This window comes from Salinarimonas sp. (assembly GCF_046292825.1).
Lineage (GTDB): Bacteria > Pseudomonadota > Alphaproteobacteria > Rhizobiales > Beijerinckiaceae > Salinarimonas.
This window is the reverse complement of record NZ_JBKBQG010000021.1, coordinates 17,257-33,924: the sequence shown is the minus strand read 5'-3', so window position 1 is coordinate 33,924 and position 16,668 is coordinate 17,257. Positions and strand designations below refer to the sequence as shown.

General features: G+C 70.0%; 14 protein-coding genes. 7 read left to right on the top strand and 7 right to left on the bottom strand.

Annotated elements, in window-relative coordinates; genetic code table 11:
* Positions 1–68: 68 nt before the first annotated feature.
* Complete coding sequence (locus tag ACK4UM_RS11820; RefSeq protein WP_409799014.1) at positions 69–1,346, top strand: cytochrome b; 1,278 nt, start codon at positions 69–71, stop codon at positions 1,344–1,346.
* A gap of 34 nt (positions 1,347–1,380) precedes the next feature.
* Positions 1,381–2,265 (top strand): cytochrome c1, encoded by an 885-nt coding sequence (locus ACK4UM_RS11815; protein ID WP_409799012.1) that lies wholly within the window; start codon positions 1,381–1,383, stop codon positions 2,263–2,265.
* A 77-nt stretch (positions 2,266–2,342) separates the two neighbouring features.
* Here ACK4UM_RS11815 and ACK4UM_RS11810 read toward each other — a convergent pair whose 3' ends face one another.
* The 4 genes from ACK4UM_RS11810 to ACK4UM_RS11795 all read right to left on the bottom strand — a co-directional run bounded on the left by ACK4UM_RS11810 (position 2,343) and on the right by ACK4UM_RS11795 (position 6,164).
* Positions 2,343–2,870, bottom strand: a complete 528-nt coding sequence (locus ACK4UM_RS11810) for a winged helix DNA-binding protein (RefSeq protein ID WP_409799010.1) — start codon at positions 2,868–2,870, stop codon at positions 2,343–2,345.
* 338 nt (positions 2,871–3,208) lie between these two features.
* On the bottom strand, positions 3,209–4,510 hold the full coding sequence (locus ACK4UM_RS11805) for a TRAP transporter large permease (RefSeq protein ID WP_409799008.1): 1,302 nt from the start codon (positions 4,508–4,510) through the stop codon (positions 3,209–3,211).
* Between the two features lie 3 nt (positions 4,511–4,513).
* Entirely contained in the window at positions 4,514–5,071 is a 558-nt protein-coding gene (locus ACK4UM_RS11800) for a TRAP transporter small permease (RefSeq protein ID WP_409799006.1), read from the bottom strand.
* A gap of 118 nt (positions 5,072–5,189) precedes the next feature.
* Positions 5,190–6,164: a TRAP transporter substrate-binding protein gene (locus ACK4UM_RS11795; protein ID WP_409799004.1), complete on the bottom strand. Its 975-nt coding sequence runs from the start codon at positions 6,162–6,164 to the stop codon at positions 5,190–5,192.
* A 214-nt stretch (positions 6,165–6,378) separates the two neighbouring features.
* Between ACK4UM_RS11795 and ACK4UM_RS11790 the strand changes: the two genes are divergently transcribed.
* Positions 6,379–10,053, top strand: a complete 3,675-nt coding sequence (locus tag ACK4UM_RS11790) for a hydantoinase B/oxoprolinase family protein (RefSeq protein WP_409799002.1) — start codon at positions 6,379–6,381, stop codon at positions 10,051–10,053.
* A 230-nt stretch (positions 10,054–10,283) separates the two neighbouring features.
* Here the strand turns inward: ACK4UM_RS11790 and ACK4UM_RS11785 are convergent, their stop codons facing one another.
* The gene (locus ACK4UM_RS11785; RefSeq protein ID WP_409799000.1) at positions 10,284–11,456 is read right to left on the bottom strand and encodes an aminotransferase class V-fold PLP-dependent enzyme; all 1,173 of its coding nucleotides are present in this window, start codon (positions 11,454–11,456) and stop codon (positions 10,284–10,286) included.
* An 88-nt stretch (positions 11,457–11,544) separates the two neighbouring features.
* On the opposite strand from ACK4UM_RS11785, the gene kynA reads away from it, so the two are divergent.
* Positions 11,545–12,363, top strand: coding sequence for a tryptophan 2,3-dioxygenase (kynA, locus tag ACK4UM_RS11780; RefSeq protein WP_409798998.1), 819 nt, complete (start codon positions 11,545–11,547; stop codon positions 12,361–12,363).
* A gap of 202 nt (positions 12,364–12,565) precedes the next feature.
* Complete coding sequence (locus tag ACK4UM_RS11775; protein ID WP_409798996.1) at positions 12,566–13,735, top strand: CobW family GTP-binding protein; 1,170 nt, start codon at positions 12,566–12,568, stop codon at positions 13,733–13,735.
* 250 nt (positions 13,736–13,985) lie between these two features.
* Here the strand turns inward: ACK4UM_RS11775 and ACK4UM_RS11770 are convergent, their stop codons facing one another.
* The gene (locus ACK4UM_RS11770) at positions 13,986–14,912 is read right to left on the bottom strand and encodes a polyprenyl synthetase family protein (RefSeq protein WP_409798994.1); all 927 of its coding nucleotides are present in this window, start codon (positions 14,910–14,912) and stop codon (positions 13,986–13,988) included.
* A 99-nt stretch (positions 14,913–15,011) separates the two neighbouring features.
* Between ACK4UM_RS11770 and ACK4UM_RS11765 the strand changes: the two genes are divergently transcribed.
* Both ACK4UM_RS11765 and rpmF read left to right on the top strand, forming a co-directional pair.
* The gene (locus tag ACK4UM_RS11765) at positions 15,012–15,752 is read left to right on the top strand and encodes a biosynthetic peptidoglycan transglycosylase (RefSeq protein WP_409798992.1); all 741 of its coding nucleotides are present in this window, start codon (positions 15,012–15,014) and stop codon (positions 15,750–15,752) included.
* Between the two features lie 130 nt (positions 15,753–15,882).
* On the top strand, positions 15,883–16,068 hold the full coding sequence (gene rpmF / locus ACK4UM_RS11760; RefSeq protein ID WP_409798991.1) for a 50S ribosomal protein L32: 186 nt from the start codon (positions 15,883–15,885) through the stop codon (positions 16,066–16,068).
* Positions 16,069–16,147: 79 nt separating this feature from the next.
* Here rpmF and ACK4UM_RS11755 read toward each other — a convergent pair whose 3' ends face one another.
* Positions 16,148–16,651 carry a hypothetical protein gene (locus tag ACK4UM_RS11755; RefSeq protein ID WP_409798989.1) on the bottom strand — a complete coding sequence of 168 codons (504 nt, stop codon included), beginning with the start codon at positions 16,649–16,651 and terminating at the stop codon, positions 16,148–16,150.
* Positions 16,652–16,668: the final 17 nt, after the last annotated feature.

Here is a 16,668-nt window from a genome sequence, read left to right as displayed (position 1 = left end):
GAGGTCGGACGGCGCGCCGCCCGGCCTCGATCGAGACCTCCCGCGAGATCCGAGATCAGGCGAGACCCATGAGCGCACATCCCACCACCTACGTTCCGAAGACCCGCGCCGCGAAGTGGCTGGAGAGCCGCCTGCCGATCATCGGCCTGGTGCACTCGTCCTTCGTGGCCTTCCCCGTCCCGCGCAATCTGAACTACATGTGGACCTTTGGGGCGATCCTGATGGTCATCCTCATGCTGCAGATCGTGACGGGCATCGTGCTCGCCATGCATTACACGCCGCATGCGGACCACGCCTTCGCGTCGGTCGAGCACATCATGCGCAACGTCGAGTACGGGTGGCTGCTGCGCTACCTGCACGCCAACGGCGCCTCGATGTTCTTCATCGCGGTCTACATCCACATCTTCCGCGGCCTCTATTACGGGTCCTACAAGGCGCCGCGCGAGGTGCTCTGGATCCTCGGCGTGATCATCCTGCTCCTCATGATGGCCACCGCCTTCATGGGCTACGTGCTGCCCTGGGGCCAGATGTCCTTCTGGGGCGCGACCGTGATCACGAACCTGTTCTCGGTCATCCCGGTCGTCGGCGACGTGGTGGTCTCGTTCCTGTGGGGCGGCTACTCGGTCGGCAATCCGACGCTGAACCGCTTCTTCTCGCTGCACTACCTCCTGCCCTTCATGATCCTCGGCGTGGCCCTGCTCCACGTCTGGGCGCTGCACGTTCCGGGCAACAACAACCCGACCGGCGTGCCGATCAAGTCCGGCAAGGACGCGGTGCCGTTCCACCCCTACATGACGGTGAAGGACACCTTCTCGCTGGTGCTCTTCACGATCTTCTTCATGTGGTTCGTGTTCTACCTGCCGAACTATCTCGGCCACGCGGACAACTACATCCCGGCCGACCCGGCCGCGACGCCCGCGCACATCGTGCCGGAATGGTACTTCCTGCCCTTCTACGCGATCCTGCGCGCCGTCCCGGACGCGCTCGGCGGCGTCATCCTGATGTTCGCGTCGATCGCGGTGCTCGCGCTGCTGCCCTGGCTCGACACCTCCCGCGTCCGCTCGGGATCCTACCGCCCGGTCTTCCAGGTGGTGTTCTGGGTGTTCGTCGTGACCTGCCTGGTGCTCGGCTGGCTCGGCTCGCGTCCGGCCGAGGGCATCTACGTGTTCCTCACGCAGATCTTCACCTTCCTCTACTTCGCCTACTTCCTGATCGCGTTGCCGCTGCTCGGCCTCTTCGAGAAGCCGCGGCCGCTGCCGAACTCGATCGCCGAGGCGGTGCTGGGCAAGAAGGGTGGCTCGGGCATTCCCGCCGGCGCGGCCGCCGAGCCTCAGTCGAAGGGCTGAGGCGAGGTCGGACAGGACAAGGACAAGGATTTCGATGATGAAGAAGATCCTCGGCATCGCCGGCGTTCTCGCCGCCGCCCTCTCGGTCTCGGCGGGCGCGGCCCACGCGGCCGGCGGCGGCGCCACGCCGCCCCGGCAGACCTGGAGCTTCGCGGGTCCGTTCGGCACCTTCGACCGGGCGCAGATCCAGCGCGGCTTCCAGGTCTTCAAGACCGCCTGCGCCGCCTGCCACGGCCTCGACAAGGTCTCCTTCCGGAACCTCACCGAGCGGGGCGGACCGGAATACACCGTCGAGCAGGTGGAGGCCTTCGCGGCCGAATTCATGGTGCCCGGCGGCTACGACGAGTTCGGCGAGCCGGTGATGCGTCCCGCGACCCTCGCCGATCGCTGGCCCTCGCCGTTCCCCAACAAGGTCGCCGCGGCGGCGGCCAACGGCGGCAAGGCGCCGCCGGACCTCTCGGTCATCGTCAAGGCGCGCACCTACGAGCGCGGCTTCCCGTTCTGGATCACGGACGTCTTCACCCAGTACGACCACCAGGGCGTGAACTACGTCGCCGCCTTCCTGCAGGGCTATATCGACCCGCCCGAGGACGTCGATCTGTCGCTCGGCGGCCATTACAATTACTACTACCCCGGCAACATCGTCGCGATGCCGAACGTGCTCTTCGACGAGCTGGTCGAGTATCCGCGCGACGCGAACGGTCGCCCCGTGGTGCCGGAGACGGTCGCGCAATACGCCAAGGACGTCACGGCCTTCCTGATGTGGACGGCCGAGCCCCATCTCGAGCAGCGCAAGCGCATCGGCTTCAACGTGATGGCGTTCCTGATCGTGTTCGCCGGCCTACTCTACTTCGTCAAGAAGCGGATCTGGGCCCGCGTCGGCGGCGAGCCGGAGCCGAACGCCCCCGGCAAGGCCTGAGGCGCGCGCCTCGCGCGGTCCGAAAACGACGACGGGCGCCCCGGTGGGCGCCCGTTCTCGTTACGACGTCCGAAATCTCAGAGGGACGCCGCCGCGCGCGCCGCCTGGTCGTAATGCCCCGAGAGCGCGCGCAGCATCGCGGCGAGCTCGGAGAGCCGCTCGCGGTCGAGCCCGGTGGCGCCGACCGGCTTGACGAGGAGCGCGTCGCGGATCTCGCGATAGCGCGCGCAGACCTCGCGCCCGGCCTTCGTGATCTCGACCGTCTTCTCCTTGCCCGCGCGCCCCGACGCGACGAGCCCGGCCCCCTCGAGCTTCTTGATCGAGTAGGACACGGTGTGCGTGTCCTCGATCGAGAGGACGAGGCAGATGTCGGCGAGCTTCTTGGGCCGCCCGCGATGATTGACGGTGTGCAGGATCAGCACGTCGAGCACCGACGCGTCCGCCACCCCCGCCGCCGCCATGCAGCGCATCATCCAGCGGTGGAAGGCGTGGCTCGCCAGGATGAGACCGAACTCGAACTCGGACAGCGACGGAAAGCCCGATTCCGCGAGATGGGCCGAGGAGACGACCGGTCCGACCGTGCGCTTGCCCACATCCTCGTTCATGGCGGTGCCCTCGCTCTCTGGTTCCATCCCCGCGACGCTATAGCGGAGCGCGGCGCCTCTTGTCTCGCCGGTCGCCCGCGAGAACCCCTCTCCCGAAAGGGCTGCGACATCCGCACATCGTGATCCGCGAAATCGGATCGAGGCGAGAAGCCGCCGGGTCGGATGTGGTCATTCGCAGCGAAGCTGCGAAGGGGCGTCGTCGTAGAGCTGCTTACGTTCGGCGGCTCCCGACGCCCCTTCGACCCTGCGGGTCGAAAGACCCCATCCGTCTCCGACCCCTGTTCGGGGTCGGAGCCACCTTCCCCTGAGGAGAAGGAGAGGGAGAGGGGAGGCGCCTCTCATTGCAGCATCGTGCGCGGCAGCCACAGCGCGATGTCGGGGAACAGCGCGAGCAGGAAGGCGGCGAAGCACATGATCAGGAAGAAGGGCGCCGTGTACCAGCCGAGCCGGAAGATGTCGCGCCCCGTCAGCGATTGCAGGACGTAGAGGTTGAAGCCGACCGGCGGCGTGATCTGCGCCATCTCGACGACGAGCACGATGAAGATGCCGAACCAGATCAGGTCGATGCCGGCGGCGCCCACCAGCGGCATGATGATCGAGGTGGTCAGCACCACGAGCGAGATGCCGTCGAGGAAGCAGCCGAGCACGATGAAGAACAGGGTCAGTGCCAAGAGCAGCATGCCCTGCGAGAGCCCCATCGTGCCGATCCATTCCGCGAGCATGCGCGGGATGCCCGTGAAGCCCATCGCCGTCGTCAGGAAGGCGGCGCCCGCGAGGATGAAGGCGATCATGCAGGAGGTCTTCGTCGCCGCGATCAGGGCCGCCGAGAAGGTCTCGCGGTCGAGCGTCCCCGCCCGCCAGGAGACCGCGAGCGCGAGGAACACGCCGACCGCCGCGGCCTCCGTCGCCGAGGCGAGGCCGCCATAGATCGAGCCGATCACGCCCACGATGAGGAGGACGACCGGCGCGAGGCGGCGCAGCTTGGCGATGCGCTCGCGCAGCGGCAGTTTCGGCTCGGGCGGGGGCATCCGATGGCGGTTGAGGAGCGCCCAGACGATCACGTAGGCCATGAAGAGCGCGGTCAGCATCAGCCCCGGCACGATGCCGGCGATGAAGAGCCGCGCCACCGATTGCTCCGTCGCCGTGGCGTAGACGATCAGGATGATCGAGGGCGGGATCATCAGGCCGATCGTGCCCGACCCCGCGAGCGTGCCGATCGCGAGCGCGTCCGAATAGCCGCGCTTCTTCAACTCGCCGAGCGAGATCCGCCCGATCGTCGCGCAGGTCGCCGCCGACGAGCCGGAGACCGCCGCGAAGATGGTGCAGCCGACCACGTTGACGTGGAGGAGCCGCCCCGGCAGGCGCGCGAGCCAGGGCGCGAGGCCCTCGAACATGTCCTGCGACAGCCGCGTGCGGAACAGGATGTCCCCCATCAGGATGAACATCGGCAGCGCGGTCAGGTCCCAGGAATTGAGCTGCTGCCACATCGAGGTCGCGAGGATCGCGCCCGGCGGCAAGGTCAGCGTGACGACGATCGCCACGAAGCCGACGGTCGCGAGCGCGACGGCGATCCAGACGCCGAGCCCGAGGATCACGAAGAGGAAGCCGATCAAGGCGAGCATCAGGGTGGTCGGTTCCACGGCTCAGCCCTCCCGGCCCAGATTGACCGCGTCCTCGTGCGCCGAGAAGCTCGGCCGCCCGGTTCGGATCGTGATCACGAGCTCGTCGAGAAAGGCGACCGTCAGGATCGCCGCGCCCGCCGCCATCGCCGCCTGCGGATAGACGAGCGGCACCGGCAGCATGCCGGCCGAGACGGCGTTGAAGGCGAGGCTCTGCCAGGCGTAGGAGCCGACGTGCCAGGTGCCGTAGGCCGCGGCCGCCGCCGCGAAGGCGAGCGCCGCCCCCTCGACGAGCGTGCGCACCCGCGCCGGCAACGCGTTGACGAGCATGGTCACGCGGATATGCGCGCCGCTCTTGAGCGTGCCCGCGAGCGCGAGGAAGCTCGCCGCCGCGAAAAGATAGCCCGAGATCTCGGCGAGCGAGAGGATCACGAATCCCCCGCGCGGCAGGCCGAAGAGGCGCATGATCGCGTCGTAGATCCGCGCGGCGACCTGGAGGCCGACGAGCGTCGCGATGATCATGATGCAGATGGCGGACAGCCAGAGGGCCGTCCCGTAAAGGGCGTCGAGTGCGCGGCGCATGACGAGGCGTCCGAGAAGGGAGGAGCGGCGGGGCGGGAACGCGCGAGGGTTCCCGAGCGAGCGGGGTCCATGCGAGAAGGGCCCCCGCTTGCGGCGGGAGCCCCTCTCTTGTCGCCTCTCACCGAGCCCGGAAGCGCTCGAGGATCTCGGTGCCCGTCGGGCCCATCTGCTCGGCCCACTCGCCGGCGATCTGCTCGCCGATCGCCGCGAAGCCTGCCCGCAGCTCCTCGGAGGGCTCGATCACGTTGATGCCGTTCTCCTCGAGGATCGCGCGGGACTTCGCGTTGTCCTCCTGCGAGAGCTGCCAGCCGCGCTCCTCGGCGGCGGCGGCGGCCTCGCGGATCGCGGCGCGGGTCGCCTCGTCGAGAGCTTCGAAGGCGGCCGTGTTGACGAAGACCATGTTGCGCGGCAGCCAGGCCTGGGTATCGTGGTAATAGTCGACGAAGTCCCAGAAGGTGGAGTTCACGCCCGTCGACGTCGAGGTGATCGTCGCCTCGACGCGGCCCGTGGCGAAGGCGGTCGGCAGGTCGGCGACCTCGACCTGGACCGGCGTCGCGCCGGAGATCTCGGCGATGCGGCCGGTGCCGGGATTGTAGGTGCGGAAGCGCAGGCCCTGCAGGTCCTCGATGCGGGTGATCTCGTTCTTCGCGTAGATGCCCTGCGGCGGCCACGGCACGGAGAACAGGAGGGTGAGCCCCTCGCCGGCGAGCGCCTCTTCGAGCGCGGGTTTCTGCGCCTGATAGAGGGCGAAGGCGTCCTCGTAGGAGGTGGCGAGGAAGGGCACGCTGTCGAGGCCGTAGAGCGGGTTCTCGTTGGCGGCGAGCGAGATCAGCACCTCGCCGATCGGCACCGTGCCGGCGCGCACCGTGCGGCGGATCTCGGGGTGGCGGATCAGCGAGCCGTTCGAATGGACGGTGATCGTCAGCGCGCCGTTGGTCGCGGCCGACACGTCCTCGGCGAATTGGCGGATGTTGACCGTGTGGAAATTCGCGTCCGGATAGGGGGTCGGCATGTCCCAGGTCTGGGCGAGCGCCGGGCCGGCCAGGATCGCGGCGAAGCTTGCGCCGACGAGGCTCTTTGCGATGAGGTTCATGATGGTCTCTCCCGTTGCGGAGACGTGCGCCTCCCCAGGCGCGGCGTCTCCCGCGCGGTCCCCTCCGGTTCTCGCGCGATTTCCTGAGCGTGAACGCCAGCCGTAGCGTTGTCAATAATCCGCTCGCGGTTCATCGAAAAAATGTTGACATTTTCTCGATGAGGCCGGACCCTGCCCGCGCCTCGAGAGCGCTTTCGCGAAAAGGGCCCATCAGATGACCTCGGCAGCCTCCCCCGATACGTCGCAATCCGCCGATTCCGCCCGCCGCTGGGATTTCTGGATCGACCGCGGCGGCACCTTCACCGACGTGATCGGGCGCGACCCGGGAGGGCGGCTCCACGCCCGCAAGCTCCTGTCGGAGAATCCCGGCGCCTATCGCGACGCCGCCGTGCAGGGCATCCGCGACCATCTCGGGCTGAAGACCGGCGAGCCGATCCCCGCGGGGCTCGTCGGCGAGGTGCGGATGGGCACCACGGTCGCGACGAACGCGCTCCTCGAGCGCAAGGGCGAGCGCACGCTGCTCCTCACCACCCGCGGCTTCCGCGACGCGCTGCGCATCGGCTATCAGGCCCGCCCCGACATCTTCGCCCGCGCCATCGTCAAGCCCGACGAGCTCTACGAGGACGTCGTCGAGATCGACGAGCGCGTCCTCGCCGACGGCACGGTCGAGACGGCGCTCGACGAGGCCGCCGCGCGCGCGGCGCTGGAGGCGGCGCGCGCGGCCGGCTGGCAGGCGCTCGCCATCGTCCTGATGCACGCCTACAAATATCCCGAGCACGAGCGCCGCCTCGCGGCGATCGCGCGCGAGATGGGCTTCCCGCAGGTCTCCGTCTCGCACGAGGTCTCGCCGCTCGTGAAGCTCGTCGGGCGCGGCGACACCACCGTCGTCGACGCCTATCTCTCGCCGATCCTCGCGCGCTACGTCGCGCAGGTGTCGGAGGAGCTCGACGTCGCCCGCACCGGCGCGCGGCTGATGTTCATGATGTCGTCGGGCGGGCTCACGGCCGCCGATCTGTTCCAGGGCAAGGACGCGATCCTGTCGGGCCCTGCCGGCGGCGTGGTCGGCCTCGCCGAGACCGGGCGCGCGGCGGGCTTCGAGCGCGTGATCGGCTTCGACATGGGCGGCACCTCGACGGACGTCGCCCATTTCGACGGCGCCTACGAGCGCGCCTTCGAGACCGAGGTCGCGGGCGTGCGCATGCGCGCGCCGATGATGCTCATCCACACGGTGGCGGCGGGCGGCGGCTCGATGCTGTTCTACGACGGCACGCGCTTCCGCGTCGGCCCGGATTCGGCCGGCGCCCATCCGGGCCCCGCCTGCTATCGCCGGGGCGGCCCGCTCGCGGTGACGGACGCGAACGTAATGGTCGGCAAGCTCCTGCCGGACTTCTTCCCCGCGATCTTCGGCCCCGCGCAGAACGAGCCGCTCGACGCGGACGCCGTGCGCGCCGCCTTCGCCGCGCTCGCGGAGAAGATCGGCGACGGGCGCTCGCCGGAGGAGGTCGCCGACGGCTTCCTGCAGATCGCGGTCGCCAACATGGCGGAAGCGATCAAGAAGATCTCCGTCCAGCGCGGCTACGACGTCACGCGCTACGCGCTCAACTGCTTCGGCGGCGCCGGCGGCCAGCACGCCTGCCTCGTCGCCGACGCGCTCGGCATGAAGACGGTGCTCGTCCACCCGCTCTCGGGCCTCCTGTCGGCCTACGGCATGGGCCTCGCCGACATCCGCGCGACGCGCCAGGGCGCGATCGACGTGACCCTCGACGTCGATGCCCGCAAGGCGCTGGCGATGGGCGCGGCGCCGCTCGTGGCGGAGGCGGTCGAGGAGCTTCTCGGCCAGGGCGTGCCGCGCGCGGACATCGCGGTCGCGGTGCGCGCGCATATCCGCTACGCCGGCACCGACACGCCGCTGATCGTCGAGGCGGCGGCACTCACGGGCGATGCGCTCGACGCGCCGATCGCGCCCGCCACCGCGAGCGCGATGCGCGCCGCCTTCGAGGAGCAGCACAAGCGCCGTTTCGGCTTCGTCGATGCCGGCAAGCCGCTCGTGATCGAGGCGGTCGAGGTCGAGGCGGTGGGCGGCGGCGCCCAGTTCGCCGAGAGCGCCGGGGTCGAGACCGTCTCCGGCGAGCCCGAGCCCGCGCGCACGACCCGCTTCTATTCCGCGGGCTGGCGGGAGGCGAAGGTCTATCTGCGCGAGGCCGTGCGCCCCGGCCAGACGATGCCCGGGCCCGCCATCGTGATCGAGCCGAACCAGACCATCGTCGTCGAGGACGGCTGGCAGGCGCGGCTCACCGAGAAGGACCACCTCGTCCTCACCCGCGTGAAGGCGCTGCCCGCGCGCGTCGCGATCGGCACGCAGGCCGATCCCGTGATGCTCGAGATCTTCAACAACCTGTTCATGTCGATCGCCGAGCAGATGGGCGTGACGCTCCAGAACACGGCCTACTCGGTCAACATCAAGGAGCGGCTCGATTTCTCCTGCGCGGTCTTCGACGCGGCCGGCAATCTCGTGGCGAACGCGCCGCACATGCCCGTCCATCTCGGCTCGATGGACAAGTCGGTCGAGACGGTCATCCGCATGAACGAGACGATCCGCCCCGGCGACGTCTTCGTGCTCAACGCCCCCTACAATGGCGGCACGCACCTGCCCGACATCACGGTCTGCACGCCGGTCTTCGACGGGCGCGACGAGGAGATCCTGTTCTGGGTCGCCTCGCGCGGGCACCATGCGGATGTCGGCGGCGTGGCGCCCGGCTCGATGTCGCCGCGCGCGACCCATATCGAGGAGGAGGGCGTCTATATCGACAATTTCAAGCTCGTCGATCAGGGCGTCTTCCGCGAGGAGGCGCTCGTCGCGCTGCTCACCGGCGCGCGCTTCCCCGTGCGCAACGTCGTCCAGAACGTCAACGACCTCAAGGCGCAGATCGCGGCGAACGAGAAGGGCGTCTCCGAGCTCAAGAAGATGGTCGCCCAGTTCGGCCTCGACGTGGTGCGCGCCTATATGGGCCACGTCCAGGACAACGCCGCCGAGAGCGTGCGCCGCCTGATCGAGCGGCTGAAGGACTGCTCCTTCGACTATCCGATGGACCAGGGCTGCGCGATCCGCCTCGCGATCAGGGTCGACCGGGAGGCGCGCCGGCTGACGGTGGACTTCACCGGCACCTCCGAGCAGCAGCCCGACAATTTCAACGCCCCCGCCCCCGTCACCCGCGCCGCGGTGCTCTACGTGTTCCGCGTGATGGTCGACGATGCGATCCCGATGAATGCCGGCTGCCTGCGGCCGATCGACATCGTGATCCCGGAGGGCTCGATGCTCTCCCCGCGCTTCCCCGCGGCGGTGGTCGCCGGCAATGTCGAGGTGAGCCAGGCGGTGACGAATTGCCTGTTCGGCGCGCTCGGCGCGATGGGCGCCTCGCAGGGCACCATGAACAACCTCACCTTCGGCAACGACGTCTACCAATATTACGAGACGATCTGCTCGGGCTCTCCCGCCGGTCCCGGCTGGCACGGCACGCCGGGCGTCCACGTCCACATGACGAATTCGCGCCTGACCGACCCGGAGATCCTCGAGAGCCGTTTCCCCGTCGTGCTCGAGGACTTCCACATCCGCCGCGGCTCGGGCGGCAAGGGCAAGTGGAACGCGGGCGACGGCACCGCGCGCACGATCCGCTTCCGCGAGCGGATGGATTGCGCGATCCTCGCCTCCCACCGCAAGGTCCGCCCCTTCGGGCTCGAGGGCGGCGAGCCGGGCGAGCTAGGCCGCACCATCGTGCGCCGCCTCGACGGCCGCATCGAGGAGCTCGCGGGCTCCGATCAGACGGTGCTGGAGCCCGGCGAGGCGGTGACCGTGATCACGCCGACGGGCGGAGGGTACGGGAAGGCGTGAGCCGCCGTTCGTCGACGATGCGAAGGCTGTCATCCCGGGCCGCGAAGCGGACCCGGGACCCATACGCTCCGACGATCGTCCGAGCGCGCATGCCGCGCTCGCTCCAAGACATTTCAGCAGGGCATGTCGGCGAAACGCAGCCTATAGGCTGCGACTCGCACGTCGTGGGCATGGGTCCCGGATCGCCTTCGGCGTCCGGATGACACCCCTCGAACAGATCGAGGGACCTCTCACGCCGCGAGCGCGCGGGCGACGCGGTGGGCGGCTTCTCGCGCTTCGTCCGCCACGTGGTAGAGCCCGAAGCCGATGCGCAGCACGTCGCCGCGCGAATCCGTGACGATGCGCGCGGCGGCGAGCCGTTCCTGAAGGGCGGCCGCGTCCGCGCGGCGGAAGCCGAGGAAATTGCCGCGTCGCGTCTCGGAGAGCGGCAGGACCAGATCGCGCTCGCCGATCGGCGCGTCGGCCTCAGCGAGGCCTTCGCAGAACGCCTCCTGGCAGGCGATCGCATGGGCATGCACGCGGCCCGCATCGATTCCGAGCCCGTCGAGCCAGGCCATCACCGCGTCGAAGCGGTAGAGCGCGGTGGGATCGAAGGTCGCGCCCATGAAGCGGAAGCCGTCTCGAGCATAGGGCACCGTGCCGGCCTGACGCTGCGTCAGCGCCCCGAAGGCGGCGTACCAGCCGGTGGCGCGGGGGCGCTCGCCGTAACCGGGCGGGCAATGCATGAAGGCCGCGCCCTCGCCCGCCATCACGTATTTGTAGCCGCCCGACATGTAGAACACGCGCCCGGCGAGCCGCGAGAGGTCCGTCGGCCGCGCCATGAAGCCGTGATAGCCGTCGATCACGACGAAGGTCTCGGCGTCGCGCACCGCGGCGACCACCTCCTCCAGCGGGTCGACCACGAATCCCGATCCGAACAGGACCTGGCTGAACAGCACGAGATCGTGCCCGCCCTCCCGCGCCGCGTCCGCGAAGCGCTCGGCGAAGGTCGCGAAGGGCTCGACGGGCACCGTCTCGAGGGCGACGAGGCCGTCTTCCGCGAGCCGCCGCGAGAGCCGGTTGAAGGAGTGGAACTCGCCGTCGGTCGCGAGGATGCGTAAGGGGCGGTCCGTCGGCAGGCAGGAGAGGAGCCGCAGCCACAATTCGAAGGTGTTCTGCGCGAAGACGACGCTCCCCGTATCGGGCAGCGAGAGGACGCGGGCGACATGAGCCTGGCAGGCCTGCCAGAGCGGCCCGAGCACGTGGCCCCACTTGCCGTCCGCGAGCCGCGCGGCGTCGTCGAAGGCGGCGATCTGCGCCTCGCCCGCAACGTCCGGCCAATAATGGTGCGAATGGGCGGCGAGGTGGAGGCGATCGGGGTCGGCCTCGCGGAATCGGCTGAAATGGGCGCGCAGGTCGAGCATCGATGTGTACCGCCATGACGAGGAGCGGCATGCAGCTTGTGTCGGGGCGCGAGATATTTCAAGCTTCAATCATTCAGGGGAGGGCGCCATGGCGACGGACGGGGTCAAGACCGATTTCTCGAACGACATGTCCTATGGCGACTATCTGCGCCTCGACGTGCTCCTCTCGGCGCAGGAGCCGCTCTCGGGCCAGCACGACGAGACGCTCTTCGTCGTCATCCACCAGGTGCAGGAATTGTGGATGAAGCTCTTCATCCACGAGCTCGATTCCGCGATGGGCGCGATCCGCGAGGACCGCCTGCGCCCCGCCTTCAAGGCGCTCGCGCGCTGCGGGCGCATCCAGGAGCAGCTCGTGCGCGCCTGGGACGTGCTCTCGACGATGACGCCGGCCGATTACCTCGCCTTCCGCGAGCGGCTCGGGGCCTCGTCGGGCTTTCAATCGTTTCAATATCGGATGATCGAGTTCAAGCTCGGCGCCAAGTCGGCGGGCATGCTGAAACCGCATGCCCACGCGCCCGCCCGCCACGAGCCGCTTCTCGCCGCCTTCGAGGCGCCCTCGATCTACGACGAGGCGATCCGCCTCCTCGCGCGGCGCGGCCTGCCCGTGCCCGAGCCTCTGCTCGCCCGCGACGTGCGCGAGCCGCACGCCTACGACGAGGGGCTCGAGGCCGCCTGGGGCGCCGTCTACCGCCGCTCGGAGGAGCTGTTCGATCTCTACGAGCTCGCCGAGGAGCTCGTCGATCTCGAGGACCTGATGCGCCAATGGCGCTTCCGCCACGTGACCACCGTCGAGCGCATCATCGGCTTCCGCCGCGGCACCGGCGGCTCGCCGGGCGTGTCCTACCTCAAGGGCGTGCTGGAGAAGCCGTTCTTCCCCGAACTGTGGCGCCTGCGCACCTCGCTGTGATCCCTCCCCGCAGGGGAGGGTGGCCCCTGAGCGCAGCGAAGGGGTCGGGTGGGGCCCGAGGTTTGCAGGATAGTCTCGACCCGGGCCCCACCCGGCCACGGTCGCTAGCGCTCCCGTGTCCACCCTCCCCTCCGGGGAGGGATGTGACCTTGTAACATTCTCCCCGCGGCGCTACTTCTCCTCGACCTTCGAGGAGCCGCCCATGAACGCCCGACCGGACCCGATCCCGCTCACGATCCTCACCGGCTTCCTCGGCGCGGGGAAGACGACGCTGCTCAATGCGCTCCTGAAGGACGAGGGGCTGTCGAACACCGTCGTGATCATGAACGAGTTCGGCGAGATCGGGCTCGATCACCTCCTCGTCGAGACGGTGGACGAGGGCATGGTGCTGCTCTCGGCGGGGTGTCTGTGCTGCACGGTGCGCGGGGATCTCGTGGCGACGCTCGAGGACCTTCTGCGGCGGCGCGACAACGGGCGGATCATGCCCTTCGAGCGCGTGATCGTCGAGACGACGGGCCTCGCCGATCCCGCGCCGATCCTGCACGCGGTGCTCTACCACCCCTATCTGAAGCTGCGCTACCCCGTCGAGGGCGTGGTCACGGTCGTCGACGCGGTCAACGGCGCGGCGACGCTCGACGCGCACGAGGAGGCGCTCAAGCAGGTGGCGGTGGCCGACGAGATCGTCGTCACCAAGTCCGACATCGCGAGCGCCGACGCCCTCGCCGCGCTCGAGGCGCGCCTCGCCGCGCTCGCCCCCGGCGCGCGGCGCCACCGCGCGGTCGCCGGCGCGATCCCCGCGCGCGAGATCCTGGGCCGCGGCCCGTTCGACCTCGCGGCCAAGCCGTCGGACGTCGCCGCCTGGCTCTCGGCGGAGGCCGTCGCGGCGGCCGAGGCGGCGGCGCACGAGCGCGCCCACGGGCACCACCACCATCACCATGGCCACGGCGATCACGATCACGGCCACCACCACCACGACGTGAACCGCCACGACGCCTCGATCCGCGCCTTCTGCCTCGTCTCGGACGCGCCGGTGCCGCAGCGCACGCTCGATCTCTTCCTCGACATGCTGCGCGCGACGCAGGGGCCCAAGCTCCTGCGGCTCAAGGGCATCGTCGCGATCGCCGAGGATCCCGAGCACCCGATCGTCGTCCACGGCGTCCAGCACGTGATCCACGTGCCTGCCGTGCTCGAGCGCTGGCCCGACGAGGACCGCCGCAGCCGCCTCGTCCTCATCGGCAAGGATCTCGATCCCGCCTATGTCCGCAGCCTCTGGGCCGCCTTCCGCAACGAGCCCGGCATCGACCGCCCGGACGAAGCCGCCCTCGCCGACAACCCGCTCGCGCTCCTGTCGGGGATGAAGGCGCAGCGTTGAGGGACGAAAAATCTTCTCCACCCCGTCATTCCGGGGCGCGAAGCGAGCCCGGAACCCAGAACCATGACGCTCGTTCGAGCGCGCATGCGCGCTCGCTCCGCAGCTCAAGGCCCTGGATGCGTTGAAGGACGCAGCCTATAGGCTGCTCATCGGACGTCGGGAGTCTGGGTTCCGGGCTCGCTCCGCGCCCCGGAATGACGGCGTCGCAGGTAGGTTAACGAGTCACGAACTCCGATCGCAGCGTCCCCCCTCACGATTTCCGCGCGGCGGTGAACCGCGCGGCCGCCATCAGCACGTCGGCCCGCGCGCCGAACGGCGCCAGGGCGGCCTCGGCTTCCCCGACGAGGCGGGCGCACTCGGCCCGGGCGGCGTCGATCCCGAGGATGTCGACGAGCGTGCCCTTGCCGCGCTCGGCATCCTTGCCGACCGCCTTGCCGAGCGCCTCGGCGGTGGCCTCGCGGTCGAGGATGTCGTCGGCGATCTGGAAGGCGGCGCCGAGCGCGCGGCCATAGGCGAGGAGGCGCGCGCGGGTCTCCGCATCGGCGCCGGCGACGATCGCGCCGGCCTCGGCCGAGAAGGCGAGCAGGGCGCCGGTCTTCATCGCCTGCAGGGTGCGGATCTCGCCCTCGGCGAGCGTGCGCGGGCCGTAGCGCCCCTCGGCGGCGAGATCGAGCATCTGCCCGCCGACCATGCCCCCGAGCCCCGCCGCGCGCGCGAGCCCCACCACGAGCGCGCAAGCCGCACCCGGCTCGACATCCCCGCGCGAATCGCCCGCGACCTCGAAGGCGAGCGTGAGGAGCGCGTCGCCCGCGAGGATCGCGGTCGCGTCGTCGAAAGCCTTGTGGACGGTCGGCTTGCCGCGGCGCAGATCGTCGTCGTCCATCGCCGGCAGGTCGTCGTGGACGAGGGAATAGCAATGGACGAGCTCGATCGCGAGACCCGCGCGCACCGGCCCCTCGCCTTCGTGCCCGAGCATCCGCGCCGCCTCGATGGCGAGGAAGGGCCGCAGCCTCTTGCCGCCGGCGAGCGCGCCGTGGCGCATCGCGGCCATCAGTCGCGGCACGCGGGCGATCTCGCCCGAGCGGGCGGCATCGTCGAGAAGGGCGGCGAGCCGCGCCTCGATGGTGTCGGCCGCAGCGCGCAGACGCGCCTCGAATGCGGTGAGCGCCTCGTTCATCGGTGATGGAACCTCCCGCAATGATGCCGCTCGGGCTTGCCCTCTCGCGCGGTTCGGGTCAAGCGTTCGCGGGCGTCTCGATCGCGAGGGGAGAGCGGAATGGCGGGGCCGGCTGGCGCCGAGGAGAGCGGAGGTGGCGAGACCCTGCCGCGCAAGCGCAAGGGTCGGCGCAAGCGCGGGCTCGTCGCGCGGCTCGTGCGCGGGCTGTTCCTGCTCGTCGCGGCGCTCCTCGCCCTGTTCGTCGCCTCGAGCGTCATCGCCTACGCGATCACGCCGCCGTCCACCCTGATGCTCGCGCGCTGGGCGACCCTGCAGCCGGTCGATCGGCGGGTGGTGCCGCTCTCGGCGATCAGCCCGCACGTGATCCGCCTCGTGATCACCTCGGAGGATGCCCGCTTCTGCCGCCACAACGGGGTCGATTGGGACGAGCTGCGCCGCGTCATCGACGCGGGCGCGCTGCGGGGCGCGTCCACGATTCCGATGCAGACGGCCAAGAACGTCTATCTCTGGCCGGATCGTTCGGTCGTCCGCAAGGCGGTCGAGATCGGCATCGCGCTCTATCTCGACGCGGTTTGGGGCAAGAGCCGGCTCCTCGAGATCTATCTGAACGTCGCCGAATGGGGCGAAGGCGTCTTCGGCATCGAGGCGGCCGCGCAGCGCCATTTCGGCAAGAGCGCGGCGGATCTGAGCCAGCGCGAGGCGGCGCTCCTCGCGACCGCGCTGCCGAATCCGATCCTGCGCAACCCCGCTTCCCCCGGCCAGGGCCACCGCCGGCTCGCCGATCGGCTGATCGCGCGCGCGCAGCAATCGGGCGACCTCTCGACCTGCGTCGCGCGATGATGCGCGAGCGCGAAATCGGGGCTAGCCAGAGGCCGCGAGAGCGCGTATAAGCCGCGCCTCATTCCGAGTTTCGCGCGAGCGGCCGGGCCGGCCGGCGCTCGTGCGCGTGCCGTGATACGGAGACGATACAATGGCCGTTCCCAAGAGAAAGACGTCGCCGTCGAAGCGCGGCATGCGCCGTTCGGCGGACGCCCTGAAGGCGCCGACCTATGTCGAGGACAAGGATTCCGGCGAGCTGCGCCGCCCGCACCACATCGACCTGAAGACGGGCATGTATCGCGGCCGCAAGGTGCTCGACGTCAAGTCCGACGCCTGATCGCGCCGATCCGCACCGCGAGGTGAGGGAACGCCGTCCCCGAGGGGGCGGCGTTCTTCGTTTCGCCGGCAGAAATTCGTCAGAACGCCCGCGCCGCGATCTGGCGCAGCGCGCCCTCGACCCCTTCGCGCGAATCCCCCACCACGAAGGCGACGCGCAGATCCGCGCCCTCCTCGCGGGCGAGCGCGCCGCCGAAGGCCGAGCGGGTGCGCGCGCCCTCGCCCTCGAGCGCGATGACGAAGCCCGAGAGACCGTCCGCCGAGAACCGCTCGGCGCTGATGCGGGTCGCGACGTCGGCGCGGCGGGGATTGTCGTCCGCGCGCGCGAGCTCGGACAGGCCGCGCGCGAGGCGCGAGGGATCGGCGAGGACGGCGCGCGCGTCGCGGGCCTGGTCGCCGCGAAGCCGCAGGATCGAGACCTTCATCCGCTCCGCGCAGGGCGGGCCGAGGCAGGCCGCGACGGCCTCCGGTTCGCCGTGCTCGATCGCCGCCCAGGAGCGCAGCGGCAGCACGAGCCATTCCGCGTCGCTCGGCACGCCCTCGACCGAGCGCGGCACCGCGATGCACCCGGCGAGCGCCGCCATTCCCGCGAAGACGAGGG